General features: G+C 63.8%; 16 protein-coding genes. 9 read left to right on the forward strand and 7 right to left on the reverse strand.

Going from position 1 to position 17,556, the window contains the following annotated elements; genetic code table 11:
• The 4 genes from AC19YT_RS07010 to AC19YT_RS07025 all read right to left on the reverse strand — a co-directional run.
• Positions 1–202, reverse strand: a 202-nt coding sequence (locus AC19YT_RS07010) for a toxin VasX (RefSeq protein WP_500610004.1), incomplete at its 3' end; no start/stop codon positions are given.
• 437 nt (positions 203–639) lie between these two features.
• Positions 640–1,467, reverse strand: a complete 828-nt coding sequence (gene nadE / locus AC19YT_RS07015) for an NAD(+) synthase (RefSeq protein WP_095109376.1) — start codon at positions 1,465–1,467, stop codon at positions 640–642.
• A 24-nt stretch (positions 1,468–1,491) separates the two neighbouring features.
• The gene (pncB, locus tag AC19YT_RS07020; protein ID WP_095109377.1) at positions 1,492–2,694 is read right to left on the reverse strand and encodes a nicotinate phosphoribosyltransferase; all 1,203 of its coding nucleotides are present in this window, start codon (positions 2,692–2,694) and stop codon (positions 1,492–1,494) included.
• Positions 2,695–2,797: 103 nt separating this feature from the next.
• The gene (locus AC19YT_RS07025; RefSeq protein WP_500597665.1) at positions 2,798–3,703 is read right to left on the reverse strand and encodes a LysR family transcriptional regulator; all 906 of its coding nucleotides are present in this window, start codon (positions 3,701–3,703) and stop codon (positions 2,798–2,800) included.
• Between the two features lie 174 nt (positions 3,704–3,877).
• Between AC19YT_RS07025 and amaB the strand changes: the two genes are divergently transcribed.
• The 9 genes from amaB (at position 3,878) to AC19YT_RS07070 (ending at position 14,976) form a co-directional block, all read left to right on the forward strand.
• Positions 3,878–5,368 (forward strand): L-piperidine-6-carboxylate dehydrogenase, encoded by a 1,491-nt coding sequence (gene amaB, locus AC19YT_RS07030; protein WP_500597667.1) that lies wholly within the window; start codon positions 3,878–3,880, stop codon positions 5,366–5,368.
• 155 nt (positions 5,369–5,523) lie between these two features.
• Positions 5,524–6,807, forward strand: a complete 1,284-nt coding sequence (gene amaA, locus AC19YT_RS07035) for an L-pipecolate oxidase (RefSeq protein ID WP_095109380.1) — start codon at positions 5,524–5,526, stop codon at positions 6,805–6,807.
• A gap of 452 nt (positions 6,808–7,259) precedes the next feature.
• Positions 7,260–8,396, forward strand: coding sequence for a branched-chain amino acid ABC transporter substrate-binding protein (locus AC19YT_RS07040; RefSeq protein ID WP_500610005.1), 1,137 nt, complete (start codon positions 7,260–7,262; stop codon positions 8,394–8,396).
• A gap of 202 nt (positions 8,397–8,598) precedes the next feature.
• On the forward strand, positions 8,599–9,513 hold the full coding sequence (locus tag AC19YT_RS07045; protein ID WP_095109382.1) for an ABC transporter permease subunit: 915 nt from the start codon (positions 8,599–8,601) through the stop codon (positions 9,511–9,513).
• Positions 9,514–9,515: 2 nt separating this feature from the next.
• Positions 9,516–10,814: a high-affinity branched-chain amino acid ABC transporter permease LivM gene (gene livM, locus AC19YT_RS07050; protein WP_095109383.1), complete on the forward strand. Its 1,299-nt coding sequence runs from the start codon at positions 9,516–9,518 to the stop codon at positions 10,812–10,814.
• A complete protein-coding gene (locus AC19YT_RS07055) occupies positions 10,811–11,683 on the forward strand; it encodes an ATP-binding cassette domain-containing protein (RefSeq protein WP_095109384.1) in 873 nt (290 codons plus the stop codon). The genes livM and AC19YT_RS07055 overlap by 4 nt, the downstream gene beginning before the upstream one ends.
• Positions 11,680–12,396, forward strand: coding sequence for an ABC transporter ATP-binding protein (locus AC19YT_RS07060; protein WP_095109385.1), 717 nt, complete (start codon positions 11,680–11,682; stop codon positions 12,394–12,396). The genes AC19YT_RS07055 and AC19YT_RS07060 overlap by 4 nt, the downstream gene beginning before the upstream one ends.
• A gap of 814 nt (positions 12,397–13,210) precedes the next feature.
• Entirely contained in the window at positions 13,211–13,978 is a 768-nt protein-coding gene (locus AC19YT_RS07065) for an SDR family oxidoreductase (protein WP_095109387.1), read from the forward strand.
• Between the two features lie 92 nt (positions 13,979–14,070).
• Entirely contained in the window at positions 14,071–14,976 is a 906-nt protein-coding gene (locus AC19YT_RS07070) for a cation diffusion facilitator family transporter (protein ID WP_500610006.1), read from the forward strand.
• Between the two features lie 54 nt (positions 14,977–15,030).
• Here AC19YT_RS07070 and AC19YT_RS07075 read toward each other — a convergent pair whose 3' ends face one another.
• From AC19YT_RS07075 to ureG, 3 genes are all read right to left on the reverse strand, one after another.
• Positions 15,031–16,164: an AGE family epimerase/isomerase gene (locus AC19YT_RS07075; RefSeq protein WP_500610007.1), complete on the reverse strand. Its 1,134-nt coding sequence runs from the start codon at positions 16,162–16,164 to the stop codon at positions 15,031–15,033.
• Positions 16,165–16,332: 168 nt separating this feature from the next.
• On the reverse strand, positions 16,333–16,905 hold the full coding sequence (locus tag AC19YT_RS07080) for a HupE/UreJ family protein (RefSeq protein ID WP_500597673.1): 573 nt from the start codon (positions 16,903–16,905) through the stop codon (positions 16,333–16,335).
• A 32-nt stretch (positions 16,906–16,937) separates the two neighbouring features.
• Complete coding sequence (ureG, locus tag AC19YT_RS07085) at positions 16,938–17,555, reverse strand: urease accessory protein UreG (protein WP_095109391.1); 618 nt, start codon at positions 17,553–17,555, stop codon at positions 16,938–16,940.
• Position 17,556 lies beyond the last annotated feature (1 nt).

Raw genomic sequence — 17,556 nt, forward strand, 5'->3', positions numbered from 1 at the left:
GGTAACCGCCGCGTAGGTGGCGCAGGGTGTAGTGGGCGCTGTCGCCGGGCAACGGCACCTGCTCCAGGCCCTGACCGAAAGGCGCCTGCAAGGGCGGAGCACTGAGTTGGGCGGGACGGGCCACGGCGTAGCGCAGCGGCAAGAGCGCCAAGCCTTTTTGGTCACAGATGGAGCAGATTTTCGAGGGGGCGCATTGGCTCACAGGGCCTCCTTGGGCGCTGTGCTGGCCCAGTGCTCGTCAGCGCCGGGGTTGGCGCGCACGCGAGCGCAGAGGGTAAGGACTGGGCCTCCCGAGCCGATGTCGGACAAATCCTTTTTTCAGGACGGCTGCTTCTTGATTCTTGGGTGGGGTTGGGTGGGGCCTAAACCGGATAAGGGCAGGCTTTTGGGCGAATCAGCATAGGAATGAATGCTAAAAGCCCATTGGATTGACGGTTTCGTCGGAGCGAGACGAAAAAAAATCCGATGCCAGTGCAGGCATCGGATTTTTATTTTTTGCGGCCAACGGTCAAGCGGGAGGGCTTAACTGACGGGCATTACCCCGAGGGGCGTTTTTTTGTGGGCGGTGTTCTTGCGGATGGAGCCCTGTGGAGTGGGAGCAAGCTCGCTGCCACTCCACAGGTGCGGTTGCCGCTCAGTTCAAGGCGCGAACGGCATGACGCGTTTGTGGTGGGTCTTGCGGTAGGTGTCGCAGATGATCTTGAACGCCTCTTCGCGCACCGGTTGGCCATGCAGGAAGGCGTCGATTTCGCTGTAGGTCACGCCGTGGGAGGCTTCGTCCGGTTTGCCGGGGGAGAGGTCTTCAAGGTCGGCGGTGGGGATTTTTTCTACCAGTGACTCCGGCGCGCCGAACTGCCGGGCGATGGCCCGCACCTGGTTTTTCACCAGGCCGCTCAAGGGCGCGAGGTCGCACGCGCCGTCGCCGAACTTGGTGAAGAAGCCCATCACCGCCTCGGCCGCGTGGTCGGTGCCGATTACCAGGCCTTGGGCGGCGCCGGCGATGGTGTATTGGGCGACCATGCGCATACGGGCCTTGGTGTTGCCCAGCACGAAGTCCACCGACACCGCGTGCTTACCCTCGAAGGCGCTCACTTCTTTGGCCAGGGCCTTGACCGCCGGGCCGATGTTGACGGTGTGGCGCTCGTCGGGGGCGATGAAGTCCACCGCAGCCTGGGCGTCGTGTTCGTCGAACTGGGTTTCGTAGGGCAGGCGCACCGCGATGAAGCGGTAGTTCAGGTCGCCCGTCTGCTCGCGCAGTTGCTCGACTGCGCGCTGGGCCAGCAGGCCGGCGGTCAGCGAATCGACACCGCCGCTGATGCCCAGCACCAGGGTCTTGAGCCCGGCATTGGTCAGGCAGCTCTGGATAAAGGCGATGCGCCGCGCGATCTCCGCCTCCAGGGCGGCGTGGTCGGCAAACGGCGGCTGGACGTTGAGCTGTTCAGCAATGTCGCGCTGTACGGCTTGCATGATGGACTCCTTGCGAAGGGGTGCTTATTGGGCAGGTACTTTGAACACGTGGCGCAAGTAAGCGACGAAGTTGGGGTCGGTGCAATGGGTCTTGCCCGCTTCATCGGAGATCTTGGCGACGGGCTGGCCATTACAGGCGGTCATTTTAAGCACGATGCTCATCGGTTCGACACCCGGGATGTCACAGGTCAGGTGGGTGCCGATGCCGAAGCTGACGTTGATCCGCCCGTGCAACGCGCGAAAAATCTCCAGGGCCTTGGGCAGCGTCAGGCTGTCGGAGAACACCAGGGTTTTGCTCAGTGGGTCGATGCCCAGCGTGTGGTAGTGGGCGATGGCCTTTTCGCCCCAGCGCACCGGGTCGCCGGAGTCGTGGCGCAAACCGTCGAAGAGCTTGGCGAAGAACAGGTCGAAATCCCCCAGGAAGGCATCGGTGGTGATGCAGTCGGTCAGGGCGATACCCAGCAGGCCGCGGTACTCGCGCACCCAACAATCGAGGGCGGCGATCTGGCTGTCGATCAGCCGTGGGCCCAGTTGCTGGTGGGCCATGATCCATTCGTGGGCCATGGTACCCAAGGGCTTCATGTCCAGTTCGCGGGACAGGTGCACGTTGCTGGTGCCGACAAAACGCCCAGGGAAGTCGTGCTTGAGCACGTTCACCACTTCCTCTTGCACACGGTACGAAAAGCGCCGGCGCGTGCCGAAATCCGCCACCTGCAATTGCGCCAGCTCTTCGCTGGAGGCGTTGGCGGTGAGCCAGTCGAACTTGCGGTAGAGCTGCTCGCGCACCTGCTCCAGCTCGATGCCGGGGTAGCGATGGCGGTTGCGCACCTCGCTGACCATCGCCAGCAACGGCACCTCGAACAGAATCACATGCAGCCACGGGCCGCGCAGGCGGATGAACAACTCGCCGTTCTCGATGCCGGTGTGCACGTAGCGCAGGTTGAAGCGGAACAGGCCCAGAAAGCGCAGGAAATCCGGCTTGAGGAAGCGGATGTGCTCCAGAAACGACAGTTGATCGGCGCTCAGGCTCAGCTCGGCCAGGCGTTCGATCTGCACGCGGATCTCGGCCAGGTACGGGCGCAGGTCCTCGCTGTTGCGGCAGCGGAACTCCCACTCCACCTCGACATTGGGGTAGTTGTGCAGCACCGCCTGCATCATGGTCAGTTTGTAGAAGTCGGTGTCGAGCAGGTTCTGCACGATGCGATCGGCAAAGACACTCTCACCCATAACGTGGTTCTCCCTACACAGCGCGGTGGCTAAAAACGCTTAGTGGCGCACAGAGCCAGGGGCCTTTGCCAGCGTTATTTGGTCGTTGTAGCACGCGGGCTTGCTACAACAGCGGCAGCGCCGGGAGTTGTTCGTGCATCCATTGCACGAACTCGCGCACCTTGGGCACTTGCGCGGCGTGTTCCGGGTAGGCCAGGTAGTAGGCGTCGCGGCTGGGCATGGCGTGGGGCCAGGCGATTACCAGTTTGCCTTCGGCCAGCTCTTCTTCCACCAGGAACCGTGGCAGCAGGGCCACGCCGCACCCGACCTGGGCGGCGCGGATGCACATATAGAACGTCTCGAAACGCGGGCCGTGGTAGCTGTGCTCGGTGTGATGGCCCTGGCTGTCGAACCAGTCGTGCCAGGCCTGGGGCCGCGAGGCGTTTTGCAGCAGCACCAGTTCGCTCAGTTGGGTGGGGTCGGTGTAGGGCACGGCCGGCAGGCTGCCTGGGGCGCACACCGGCACCAGTTCTTCGCCGAACAGCTTCAGGCATTCGCTGCCGGGCCGCGAGCCCTGGCCAAAGTAGAACGCCAGGTCGCTGCGCCCTTGCAGCAGATCGTCGGCCTCCTGCTCGTTGCACAGGTCCAGGTGGATATGCGGGTGGCGCAGGCGCCAGCCCTTGAGGCGCGGCACCAGCCAGCGGGCGCCGAAGGTCGAGGGTGTGGACACCCGCAGCACCTCGGTTTCGCCGCCGTAGGAGCGCAGGTAATGGGTCGACATCTCGACCTGGGCGAGGATCTTGCGCACTTCCACCAGGTACAGGTCGCCTGCCGGGGTCATTTGCAGGCGCCGCCGCACCCGCAGAAACAGCAGGTGCTGCAACAGCTCTTCGAGTTGCGCCACCTGTTTGCTGACGGCGCTCTGGGTCAGGTTCAGCTCTTCGGCAGCGCGGGTGAAGCTCAGGTGGCGGGTCACGGCCTCGAAGCACTGCAACGCGGTGATCGAGGGCAGGTAGCGTTTGTTGAGCATGGCCGGGTCCTTGTTCTTGTTATCTGCCGCGAGCCAACCGCAGCATGAATAAACGGAATGATATCTCGCCTAAAGGTCGTTTGTTGGCAACTCTCGGGCCAGCTACAACTACAGGCCTGAGGCGCCGTTGCGTAAGGGCGCGAACCCATTGTCTTTTTGCTCGAGGAATACCCCATGGTTGCCGCATTGCTTGATCGTCTAGGTGTGGACCCGGCCCTGTACCGGCACGGCAAACAGGTGGTGCATTCGCCCATCGACGGCAGCGCCATCGGTGCCGTGGACTGGCAGGGCGCCGCGCAGGTCGAGCAGCAGGTCAGTCGCGCCGAGCATGCTTTCGAGTTGTGGCGCAACGTGCCGGCGCCCCGGCGCGGCGAATTGGTGCGCCAACTGGGCGACATCCTGCGTGAGTACAAGGCCGACCTCGGCGAGTTGGTGTCGTGGGAGGCGGGCAAGATCACCCAGGAAGGCCTGGGGGAAGTGCAGGAAATGATCGACATCTGCGACTTCGCCGTGGGCCTGTCGCGCCAGTTGTACGGTTTGACCATCGCCTCCGAACGCCCCGGCCACCACATGCGTGAAACCTGGCACCCGCTGGGGGTGATCGGGGTTATCAGCGCCTTTAACTTCCCGGTCGCGGTCTGGGCCTGGAACGCCACGCTGGCGCTGGTGTGCGGCAACCCGGTGATCTGGAAACCCTCGGAAAAAACCCCGCTTACCGCCCTGGCCTGCCAGGCGTTGTTCGAGCGGGTGTTGAAGAACTTCAGCGATGCGCCGCCGTACCTGAGCCAAGTGATTATCGGTAGCCGCGATGCCGGCCAAGCCCTGGTGGACGACCCGCGCGTGGCCCTGATTAGCGCCACCGGCAGCACCCGCATGGGCCGCGAAGTGGCGCCGAAAGTCGCCGCGCGTTTTGCCCGCAGCATCCTTGAACTGGGCGGCAACAACGCCATGATCCTGGCCCCCAGCGCCGACCTCGACATGGCCGTGCGCGCCATCTTGTTCAGCGCCGTGGGCACCGCCGGGCAGCGCTGTACCACATTGCGCCGCTTGATCGCCCACGAGTCGGTGAAGGCCGAGATCGTCAGCCGCCTCAAGGCCGCCTACGCCAAGGTGCGCATCGGCCACCCGCTGGAGGGCAACCTGGTGGGGCCGCTGATCGACAAGCACAGTTTCGACACCATGCAGGACGCCCTCGAACAGGCCTTGAGCGAAGGCGGCCGGGTGACCGGCGGCGAGCGCCAGTTGCAGGCGCAGTTCCCCGATGCCTATTACGTGTCGCCGGCCATCGTCGAGATGCCCGAGCAAAGCGACGTGGTGTGCAACGAGACCTTCGCGCCGATCCTCTATGTGGTCGGCTACAGCGAGTTTGCCGAGGCGCTGCGCCTGAACAACGCCGTGCCCCAGGGCCTGTCGTCGTGCATTTTCACCACCGATGTGCGCGAGGCCGAGCAGTTCATGTCGGCGGTGGGCAGCGACTGCGGCATCGCCAACGTCAACATCGGCCCCAGCGGCGCGGAAATCGGCGGCGCCTTTGGCGGCGAGAAGGAAACCGGCGGCGGCCGCGAATCGGGCTCCGACGCCTGGCGCGGCTACATGCGCCGCCAGACCAACACGGTGAACTACTCCCTGGAACTGCCGCTGGCGCAGGGGATTACCTTCGATTGAGTTGGGTCGGCACCTTTTCCCCTGTGGGAGCGAGCCTGCTCGCGATTGCGGTGATTGAGTCGCCCAATCCGTCAACGGGCAGGCAGCTATCGCGAGCAGGCTCGCTCCCACAGTGAAAGGGTGTGCGGGTTGGGTTTCATTTTCGGAGTCCGGCAATGCCTTTACGCGAAGAATGCCTGTGGGAAACCCTGACCCCGCAACGCCCCGACCGGGCGGCGCTGGCAGGTGAAGTGACGGTGGATGTCTGCGTGATCGGCGCAGGCTTTACCGGGTTGTCGGCGGCGGTGCACTTGCTGGAGCAGGGCAAGCGCGTCTGCGTGCTGGAGGCCCATCGCGCCGGGCATGGTGGCTCGGGGCGCAATGTGGGGCTGGTTAACGCCGGCATGTGGATTGCCCCGGACGAAATCGAGGCCGGGTTTGGCGAGGCGGTGGGCAGCCAACTCAACCGCATGCTCGGCGCTGCGCCGGCGCTGGTGTTCAGCCTGATCGACAAGTACGCCATCGACTGCCAGTTGCGCCGCGAAGGCACCCTGCACATGGCCCACAACGCCCGGGGCGAAGCCGACCTGCGCAGCCGCCAAGCCCAGTGGCAACGCCGCGGCGCCCCGGTGGAGTTGCTCACCGGCGCCGCGTGCGCCGAGGCCACCGGCACCGAGCGCATCGCCGCCGCGCTGCTCGACCGCCGCGCCGGCACCCTCAACCCCATGGCCTACACCAGTGGTTTGGCCCAGGCCGCGACCGACCTGGGCGGCCAGTTGTTCGACCATTCGCCGGTCATCGGCCTGGAGCGCCAGGGCCAGCGCTGGGCGGTGCAGACCGCCCACGGTGCGGTGCTGGCCGAGCAGGTGGTGATCGCGTCCAACGCCTACACCGAGGGCGACTGGACCGAACTGCGGCGCAATTTCTTCCCCGGTTACTACTACCAGGTCGCTTCCAAGCCCCTGACCGAAGCCGCCGCCCAGCGGATCCTGCCGGGCGGGCAGGGCTCCTGGGACACCCGCCAAGTGCTCAGCAGCATCCGCCGCGACCGCGACGGGCGGTTGTTGCTCGGCAGCCTGGGCAACGGCAACCAGAAACCGGCGTGGTTCCTCAAGGCCTGGGCCGACCGGGTGCAGCAGCACTACTTCCCCTACCTGAAAAAAGTTGAGTGGGAATGCACCTGGACGGGCTGCATCTCGTTCACCCCCGACCACCTCATGCGCCTGTTCGAGCCCGCGCCGGGCCTGGTGGCCGTCACCGGCTACAACGGCCGCGGCGTGACCACCGGCACTGTGGTCGGCAAGGCCTTTGCCGACTACCTGTGCCACGGCGATGCCAAGGCCCTGCCCATTCCCTTCGTGCCGATGAAACCCCTGGTGGGCCCGGGCTTGCGCAGTTGCCTGTACGAGGCCGGGTTCTCGCTGTACCACGCCGGGCAGTGCCTGCGGGTGGTGATCTGACCCCGCTGTGGCGCTAGCAAGCGGGCTCGCCCGCTTGCGACGGCTTCACTGCCGAGCGGGATAGGCCTCGTTTCCTACAGTAAAAAGAGGCGATTAACCCGTAAGTGCGGCGCTTTTCAGCGCAGCGACTAGCCTGTAGTGGTGCGCGTTGTAGCACTACTGCACCAGCAGTGTGCACTTCGGTGACGCAGGCTGTTACAGGCGGGTTGCACGTTGTTTAACGTCGCGGTTGCAATGATGGCGCGTTGCGGTTGCGCCTTCTGAAAAAAATGGTTTTACCTTCCGCGTTCCAGACGGTTGCACGTCCAATGAAATTGGGCCCGAATCCGTCGATAAAACAACGGTGCAGCGACTTTTCCAAGAATAAAAAACCGATGGCACGGCGCTTGCTCTGCGCAATGAGTGAAGAAGTAAAGTCGCAGTGCCAACTTAAAACCATGGAGCACCACCTCATGTCCCAGACGTTTTACAAGAAAGGCTTTTTGGCCCTCGCAGTCGCTGCTGCGTTGGGCGTTTCTGCGTTTGCTCAGGCCGACCTCAAGATCGGTGTAGCGGGACCCATGACCGGCGCCAACGCGGCCTTTGGCGAGCAATACATGAAAGGCGCCCAAGCGGCGGCCGATGCCATCAACGCGGCGGGCGGCGTCAACGGCGAGAAGATCGTCCTGGTCAAGGGCGATGACGCGTGCGAACCCAAGCAGGCCGTGGCCGTGGCCAACCGCTTGGCCGACCAGGACAAGGTCGCGGGCGTGGTCGGGCACTTCTGCTCTTCTTCCACCATCCCGGCCTCTGAGGTGTACGACGAGGCGGGCATCATCGCCATCACCCCCGGCTCCACCAACCCGCAGGTTACCGAGCGCGGCCTGGGTGCAATGTTCCGCATGTGCGGGCGCGACGACCAGCAGGGCATCGTGGCTGGCGACTACATCGTCGACGTGCTCAAGGGCAAGAAAGTTGTGGTACTGCACGACAAGGACACCTACGGCCAAGGCCTGGCCGACGCCACCAAGGCCCAGTTGATGAAACGCGGCGTCGAGCCCGTGCTGTACGAAGGCCTGACCCGTGGCGAGAAAGACTTCAGCGCCGTGGTCACCAAGATCCGCGCCGCCGGTGCCGATATCGTCTACTTCGGCGGCCTGCACCCCGAGGCCGGCCCGCTGGTACGGCAGATGCGCGAGCAGGGCCTCAAGGACGTCAAGTTCATGTCCGATGACGGCATCGTCACCGACGAGTTGGTCACCACCGCCGGCGGCCCGCAGTACGTCGATGGCGTGTACATGACCTTTGGCGCCGACCCACGCATGCTGCCCGACAGCAAGGCCGTGGTAGAGGCTTTCCGCAAGGGCGGCACCGAGCCTGAGGGCTACACCCTGTACGCCTACGCCTCGATCCAGGCCCTGGCCGCCGGCTTCAACGGCGCCAAGTCGAACAAAGGCGAAGACGCCGCCAAATGGCTCAAGGCCAACCCGGTCAAGACCGTCATGGGCGAGAAGACCTGGGACGCCAAGGGCGACCTGAAAGTCTCCGACTATGTGGTCTACCAGTGGGACAAGGACGGCAAATACCACCAGTTGGAAAAACAGAAGTAAGGGCCTACCGGCCGTAAGGCTGGAACCTGAACCTGTGGGAGCGAGCCTGCTCGCGATGACAGATCAACCTTCAGCGGGTCTGTTGGCTGTTGCGCCGCCATCGCGAGCAGGGCTCGCTCCCACGGGGCTGTGTACCTGTATTTTCCTTAAGAAGAACCGCACACCCATCGGTGTGCAGGTTCTCACTGCGTGAGATTGCGTTATGGATGGTATTTTCCTGCAGCAACTGATTAATGGTCTGACCCTCGGGTCCGTCTATGGTCTGATCGCCATCGGCTACACAATGGTCTACGGCATCATTGGCATGATTAACTTCGCCCACGGCGAGGTTTATATGATCTCCGCGTACCTCGCGGCGATCAGTCTGGCTCTGCTGGCTTATTTCGGTATCGAATCCTTCCCGCTGATGATTCTCGGCACCCTGGTGTTCACGGTCGTGGTCACCGGTGTATACGGCTGGGTCATCGAACGCGTCGCCTACAAACCCCTGCGCAACTCCACTCGCCTGGCGCCGCTCATCAGCGCCATCGGCATTTCGCTGATCCTGCAAAACTATGCGCAAATCAGCCAGGGCGCCCGCCAACAGGGCGTGCCGACACTGCTCGAAGGCGCCATGCGCGTCGATATCGGCACCGGTTTTGTGCAACTGACCTATACCAAGATCTTCATCCTCGTGGCGGCTTTCGCCGGCATGGCGCTGCTGACCTACATCATCAAGTACACGCGCCTGGGCCGTATGTGCCGGGCCACCCAGCAAGACCGCAAGATGGCCTCGATCCTGGGCATCAACACCGACCGGGTGATTTCCTACGTGTTCGTCATCGGCGCCGCCATGGCCGCGCTGGCCGGGGTGCTGATTACCATGAACTACGGCACGTTCGACTTCTATGCCGGGTTCATCATCGGCATCAAGGCGTTCACCGCCGCAGTGCTCGGCGGCATCGGCTCGCTGCCGGGGGCGATGCTGGGCGGCATCATCCTTGGCATCTCTGAGTCGCTGTTCTCCGGGCTCATCAACTCCGACTACAAAGACGTGTTCAGCTTCTCGCTGCTGGTGCTGATCCTGATCTTCCGTCCCCAAGGCCTGCTGGGTCGCCCACTCGTGGCGAAGGTGTAAGTATGTCTGCTGCCAATAAACCAATGGATGTGAAAAAGAGCGTCATCGACGCTGTGCTCGCGGGACTGATCTCGCTGATCGTATTCGGGCCGATAGTCGGGGTGGTACTCGACGGCTACACCTTCAACCTGCAACCGGCCCGCGTCGGCTGGTTGGTGGCAATCGTGATGGTAGGGCGTTTCGCCCTGAGCCTGTTCCTCCAGACCCCGCGTGGCCTGAAGGTGCTCGACGGCTTTGAAAGCACCGGCTCCGGGGTGCACGTGCTGGCGCCGGACTACAAGTCACGCCTGCGCTGGATCATCCCGGCGCTGATCGTGATCGCCATCGTGTTCCCCTTTTTCGCCAACAAATACGTGCTCACCGTGGTCATCCTCGGCCTGATCTACGTGCTGCTGGGCCTGGGCTTGAACATAGTGGTGGGCCTGGCTGGGCTGCTGGACCTGGGTTACGTGGCCTTCTACGCCATCGGTGCCTATGGCCTGGCGTTGGGCTATCAATACTTGGGCCTGGGCTTCTGGACGGTGCTGCCGCTGGCGGCCATCGCCGCGGCGATGGCCGGGTGCATCCTCGGGTTCCCGGTGTTGCGCATGCACGGCGACTACCTGGCCATCGTGACCCTGGGTTTTGGCGAAATCATTCGCCTGGTGCTCAACAACTGGCTGTCGTTCACCGGCGGGCCCAATGGCATGCCGGTGCCTTCGCCGACCTTCTTCGGCCTGGAGTTCGGGCGCCGGGCCAAGGACGGCGGGGTGCCGTTCCATGAGTTTTTCGGCACGGCCTACAACCCCAACCTGAAGTTCCTGTTCATCTACATCGTGCTGTTCATCACCGTGCTGCTGGTGCTCTACATCAAGCATCGGCTGACCCGCATGCCGGTGGGCCGCGCCTGGGAAGCCCTGCGCGAAGATGAAATCGCCTGCCGCTCCATGGGCCTGAACCACGTGCTGGTCAAGCTCTCGGCCTTCACCATCGGCGCATCCACGGCGGGCCTGGCCGGGGTGTTCTTTGCCAGCTACCAGGGCTTCGTCAACCCGTCCTCGTTCACCTTCTTCGAGTCGGCGCTGATCCTCGCCATCGTGGTGCTGGGCGGCATGGGCTCGACGGTGGGCGTGGTGATCGCCGCGTTCGTCCTCACCGTGGCACCGGAGCTGTTGCGCAGCTTCTCCGAATACCGGGTGCTGCTGTTCGGCGTGCTGATGGTGTTGATGATGATCTGGCGCCCCAGGGGCCTGATCCGCATCAGCCGCACCGGGGTCAAGCCGCGCAAGGGTGCCATTCACTATGAGAGGGCTGCGCCATGAGTGAAGTCGTCCTTTGTGTGGAAAAACTGATGATGCATTTCGGCGGCATCAAGGCGCTGAGCGACGTCAGCCTGCAAGTCAAACGCAACTCGATCTTCGCCCTGATCGGCCCCAACGGCGCGGGCAAGACCACGGTGTTCAACTGCCTCACCGGGTTCTACAAGGCCTCGGGCGGCAAGATCGAACTCAACGTGCGCGGCCAGCGCACCAACGTCATCCAGTTGCTGGGCGAATCGTTCAAGGCGCGGGATTTCATTTCGCCCGCGTCCTTCGCCAGCCGTCTCTACTACAAAATGTTCGGCGGCACCCACCTGGTGAACCGCGCCGGCCTGGCCCGTACTTTCCAGAACATTCGCTTGTTCAAGGAAATGTCGGTGCTGGAAAACCTCCTGGTGGCCCAGCACATGTGGGTCAACCGCAGCCTGCTGGCGGGCATCCTCAACACCAAGGGCTACCGCAAGGCTGAGAGCGATGCGCTGGATTGCGCGTTCTACTGGCTGGAAGTGGTGGACCTGGTGGACTGCGCCAACCGCTTGGCCGGCGAGCTGTCCTACGGCCAGCAGCGGCGTTTGGAGATCGCCCGGGCCATGTGCACGCGCCCGCAGATCATCTGCCTCGACGAACCGGCCGCTGGCCTCAACCCCCAGGAAACCGAAGCACTGAGCGCGATGATCCGGCTGCTGCGCGACGAGCATGATCTGACCGTGGTGCTGATCGAACACGACATGGGCATGGTGATGAGCATCAGCGACCACATCGTGGTGCTGGACCACGGCAACGTCATCGCCGAGGGCGGCCCTGACGCTATCCGCAACGACCCGAAAGTGATCGCCGCCTACCTGGGCGCGGATGAAGAGGAACTGGTATGAGCCAACCGATCCTCGAACTCAAGGACCTGGACGTGTTCTACGGGCCGATCCAGGCCTTGAAGAAAGTCTCGATGCACATCAACGAAGGGGAAACCGTGAGCCTGATCGGCTCCAACGGCGCGGGCAAATCCACGCTGCTGATGTCGATCTTCGGCCAGCCGCGCGCGGCGAGCGGGCAGATCATCTATGGCGGCGTGGACATTACCCACAAGTCTTCCCACTACATCGCCTCCCACGGCATCGCCCAATCGCCGGAAGGGCGGCGGGTGTTCCCCGACATGACCGTGGAAGAGAACCTGCTGATGGGCACCATCCCCATCGGCGACAAGCACGCCAGCGAAGACATGCAGCGCATGTTCGAGCTGTTCCCCAGGCTCAAGGAGCGCCGCACCCAGCGCGCCATGACCATGTCCGGCGGGGAGCAGCAAATGCTCGCCATTGCCCGGGCGTTGATGAGTCGGCCCAAGCTGTTGCTGCTGGACGAACCGAGCCTGGGGCTGGCGCCCATTGTGGTCAAACAGATCTTCGCCACCCTGCGGGAACTGGCGGCCACCGGCATGACGATCTTCCTCGTCGAGCAAAACGCCAACCACGCCCTCAAGCTCTCGGACCGGGCCTATGTGATGGTCAACGGTGAAATCCGCCTGACCGGCACGGGCCAGGAACTGCTGGTCAACGAAGAAGTGCGCAACGCCTACCTGGGCGGCCACTGATACACCCGCCGCACAACCCGTGGGCGCGAGCCTGCTCGCGATGGCGATCTAAAAACCGCCATCGCCCTGTAGGAGCCTGGCTTGCCAGCGATAGCGATTTCAAGACCGCCATCGCGGGTAAGCCAAGCCCCTACAACCCCCCTCAAAGCCCTCCCCCCGAAATTGTGGAAAACAAATTCCACCACCTGCCAAAGCGCGGCATAAAGCCGCCGTAATCAGTTGTTTTGTCACAGTTTTGACTTGTCCCCGTTTGCTGTGGAGCGGGCTGTGGGTAACGTGGGAGTAGCTGGCTGCAGGCCACGTTCTGCGTGGCTTTCAGGCGGTTGGTTGTTTTTTGCGCAGCGGTTTTTGCTCGGCCGTGTGGGCGAGTTGTCAACCGTTTTATTGTCGCGGCCAAGGCGCTCTGCGGGGCTGGGCAAGCCTGTGGATAAGTCTGTGGTTAAACTCTGGAAAGACCTCGCCAAGCGGCGTAAATGCTGGCCTGGCGCAATGACGTGGTGGGCTGCTTGGCGGCCGCACGTCAGGGGTGGCGGCAGGTGAGGTTTCCCAGGTCAAGTAAAAAAACTCTATTTTTCGACGCAAAGCCTTGTACACAGCGGCTTTGCTGGTTGTGCACTTGCCCCCAAAGACTGTGGACCGGCCTGTGGATAACATGCGCGTACCTGGCTACAGGCCCCGCCGTTACAGGCTTACGAACGATTGATCGTTATTTGTACAGTTCGCGCGTGCCGGGTTGCCGCCAAAGGCCTCGGCGGGCATGCTGCGGGGCGACTTTTTATTCATACACGCCTGACAGGCCCGCGAGGAACACACAATGACCAACACCCTGTTTATTACCGGCGCCACGTCCGGTTTCGGTGAAGCCTGCGCCCGTCGTTTTGCCGAGGCCGGTTGGTCGCTGGTGCTCACCGGGCGCCGCGAAGAGCGCCTCAATGCCCTGTGCGCCGAGTTGTCGGCGCACACCCAGGTGCATGGCCTGGTGCTCGATGTGCGTGACCGTAAAGCCATGGAGGTGGCCATCGCCAGCCTGCCGCCGGCCTTCGCCAAGCTGCGCGCACTTATCAACAACGCCGGCCTGGCCCTGGGCGTGGACCCGGCACCCACGTGCGACCTGGACGACTGGGACACCATGGTCGACACCAACATCAAAGGCCTGATGTACGCCACCCGTTTGCTGCTGCCCAACCTCATCGCCCACGGCCGTGGCGCCGGGATCATCAACCTGGGCTCGGTGGCCGGCAATTACCCGTACCCCGGCAGCCACGTCTATGGCGCCAGCAAGGCGTTCGTCAAACAGTTCTCCCTCAACCTGCGCTGCGACCTGCAAGGCACGGGCGTGCGGGTCACCAACATTGAGCCGGGCCTGTGCGAGAGCGAGTTCTCCCTGGTGCGCTTTGCCGGCGACCAGGCGCGCTACGACGCCACCTACGCGGGCGCCGAGCCGATCCAGCCGCAGGACATCGCCGAGACGATTTTCTGGGTGCTCAACACCCCGGCTCACATCAACATCAACAGCCTGGAACTGATGCCGGTGAGCCAGAGCTGGAGCGGTTTTGCCATCGACCGTAGCGCCAAGGCCTGAGGCGGCAAATCGGCCAAAACATGGCATAAGGTACACTCGCGCCTCTGAACCCCGCCGCGCCCTGCGGTTTCAAGGTTCCAACAGGAGGCTATGTGAGTAACCGAGGTGAGCAGGCCCTGCTCAAACAATCCACCGTACTGATGTTTGCCGTGGCGATCGCCGGGATCGCCACGGGTTTTATTTCTGGCTCCCAATCCATCCTCTTCGATGGGTTTTTCTCCCTGATCGCCACCTTCATCAAAGTCCTGATGCTGATTACCGCGCGCCTGATCGCCAAGCAAAGCAACGCGCGGTTCCAGTTCGGCTACTGGCACCTGGAGCCCATGGTGCTGCTGATCGAGGGTAGCTTCCTGCTGCTGATCGCCATCTACGCCTTTCTCAACGGGGTGTTCGGCATTATCAATGGCGGGCGCGACATCGAGCTGGGGCTGGTGATCGTCTACGCGGCGGTGTTTAGCCTGGTCGAGTTCGCCTACTTCTTCTACGTGCGCTACCGCAACCGCCGGCTCAAGTCGTCGCTGATCCAGTTCGACAACATCAGTTGGCTGGTGGACGCCATGCTCTCGGTGGGCTTGCTGGTGAGCTTTCTCGCCGCACTGCTGCTCAAGAGCCAGGGCTATGGCCAATGGGCGTTGTACGTTGACCCGGCGATCCTGATCCTGCTGGCCCTGAGCATGCTGGCGCCGGCCTGGAAGATCCTCAAACCGGCCATGCGCGACGTGTTGGGGATCGTCCCCGACCAACTCGACAGCCAGGTGCGCCAGGTGATGGACCAGGCCAAGGCTGCCCATGGCTTCGACGACTATGTGTCTTACGTGCAAAAGCACGGGCGGGCGCGGTTTATCGAGATTCATGTGGTGCTGCCGGCCAACTACCCGATCGCCGCCGTCGCCACCCTCGATGCCTTGCGCGAAGAGATATCCACAGCCCTGGGCAAACCGGATGCGGCGCGCTGGTTGACCATCAGCTTTACCGGCGAGCGTAAGTGGATTGCATGAGGGCTGTGGCGATAAGCAACGGTGGGAGCGGGCGGCTGCCACAGCGCCAATGGCTCAGCCCAAATATTGCGCCAAGCCGCGATAACAGGTGGCCAGGTGATACGGGGTGGTGGAGGGCATGTCACGGCGGCTGACGCTGGCGTTGGCATCGAGGCACTCGTACCAGCCGCCGGGGTGCAGGAAGTGTTGCTGCAACGCCTCTAGCTGGCGTTGCAGGCGCGGTTCGCTGGCGGGGCGCAGGGTCAGGGCGCGCAGGTATTCGGCCTGGGCCCAGATGCGCTGGGTGGCGTCGCGCACGCCGCCCTCCAGGTCGAGCATGCCGCTGACGCTGGCGGTGCGGTCATCCACGCCGATCTGCTCGGCGTAGGCGAACGCCCGTTCCAGGGAGGCATGCAGCGGCGTGCCCTTGAGCAGCGGCGAGGAACCGAGCAAAAACAGCCACTCGAACTGATGCCCCGGCTCGAACCAGTTATCCACAGCCCCCAGCGGTTTCTCCATCATCACCCCGTGGCGCGGCTCGACGAACCGCCGCTGCATACCCGCGCACAGTTGCTCCAGGGCCGCTTGCGCCTTGGCATCGGGGCGCGCGGCGAGGGTGGCGAGCAAGGCTTCGGCCAGGTGCATCAACGGGTTTTGCAAGGGGCCAGCGGCCAGCGCCGACCAATCGCGTTCGAGTACCGCTTCATACAAGCCGCCGTCGATGGCGAAACGCTCGGCGACCACTTGCAGCGCCGCGTTGAGCACCGATTCCACCAACGGCTCGCGCACCCGGGCCCAGTAATGGGCGCAGGCGAAAATGATGAAGGCGTGGGTGTAGAGGTCTTTGCGCGTGTCCAGCGGCGCGCCTTGGGCATCGATGCTGTAGAACCAGCCACCGTGCTCGGCGTCGTGGAAGTGGCGCTGCAACGAGCGGAACAGCGCCTCGGCCCGTTCCTCGGCGCCGCTGATGCCGGGTTCGCCGATCAGGCTGGCAAACAGGTACAACTGCCGCGCACACGCCATGGCCCGATAGCGCTGGGGCGGCAGGGGCTGGTGCTGGGCGTCCAGCGCTTCATAAGGCAGGGCCAATTGCGCGTTCCAGCCCGGGCCTTGCCACAGCGGCACGATCACCCCGCGAAAGTGCTGTTGCACCGTGGCGAACAGGGCGGTCAATTCAGGCAGGCTGGCAGAGCGGGAAGCGTGGGGCATTGGCGGGCGTCGTCACGGCAGGGGTGTTTGCGCGACATGGTAGCAGAGAGCCTTGGCTTGGGAGAGGTGGCCCGGCATCACAGGCAAGGCCCACCTCCCTTGGCAAACACCGCAAGACAACTGTGGGAGCGAGCCTGAACGCGATAGCACCCTCCAAACCATTGAACATCACCCCGCCAACAACCACACCCCAGTCGCCGCCGACACCGCCCCCGCCAACCGCACCAGCGGCGCGGCCGCCCGTGGCAGCACGCGCACCAGGGCAAACCCGGCGCCATGCAGGGCGGCGGTGGCGGCGACAAAACCGGCGGCATAGCTCCAGGGGCTGGCCATGGCCGGCAGTTCCAGGCCATGGGCCACGCCGTGGAACAGGGCAAACAGCGCCGTGGCCGCCAGCGCCAGGCTCAGGGGCGGGCGCACCGCCAGGGCCACCGCCAGGCCCAGGGCCAGCACCGAGGCGGCGATGCCGCTTTCCAGGGCCGGCAGGTGCAGCCCTGCAAAACCCAGCACGCCGCCCAGCAACATCGTGGCGACAAAGCTGCACGGCAGCGCCCAACGCGCCGCACCCTGTTGCTGCGCCGCCCACAGGCCAACGGCGAGCATGGCCAGCAAGTGGTCGAGGCCGCCGATGGGGTGGCTGATACCGGCGATCAAACCGTTGTCGCCGTGGCCGGGGTGGGCCAGGGCCAGGGCGGGGGTGAGCAGCAGCGCGAGGGCGGCGAGGGTACGGGGCAATGTCATGGATAAGCGTCCTTGTTGGTGTGAATAAGGGTTCAGGCCGCCGTGGTCAGCAGGCCCTGGCGTTCGATAAAGGCAATGATCTCGGGCAGGCCCTGGCCGGTTTTCTGGTTGCTGAACACGAACGGCTTGCCGGCACGCATGCGCTGGGTGTCGCTGTTCATCAGCTCCAGGGAAGCGCCCACCAGCGGCGCCAGGTCGATCTTGTTGATAACCAGCAGGTCGGATTTGCAGATCCCCGGCCCGCCCTTGCGCGGCAATTTGTCGCCGGCCGATACGTCGATCACGTAGATCGTCAGGTCCGACAGCTCCGGGCTGAAGGTGGCGGACAAGTTGTCGCCGCCGGATTCCACCAGAATCAGGTCCAGCCCTGGGAAGCGCCGGTTGAGCTGATCGACGGCTTCAAGGTTGATCGAGGCGTCTTCGCGGATCGCCGTGTGCGGGCAGCCGCCGGTTTCCACGCCAATGATGCGTTCTGGCGCCAGGGCCTGGTTGCGCACCAGGAAATCGGCGTCTTCGCGGGTGTAGATGTCGTTGGTGACCACCGCCAGGTTGTAGCGCTCGCGCAGGGCCAGGCACAGGGCCAGGGTCAGGGCGGTCTTGCCCGAGCCGACCGGGCCACCGATGCCAACGCGCAGGGGTTGTGAGTTCATG

The organism is Pseudomonas sp. MF08875 (genome assembly GCF_059862525.1).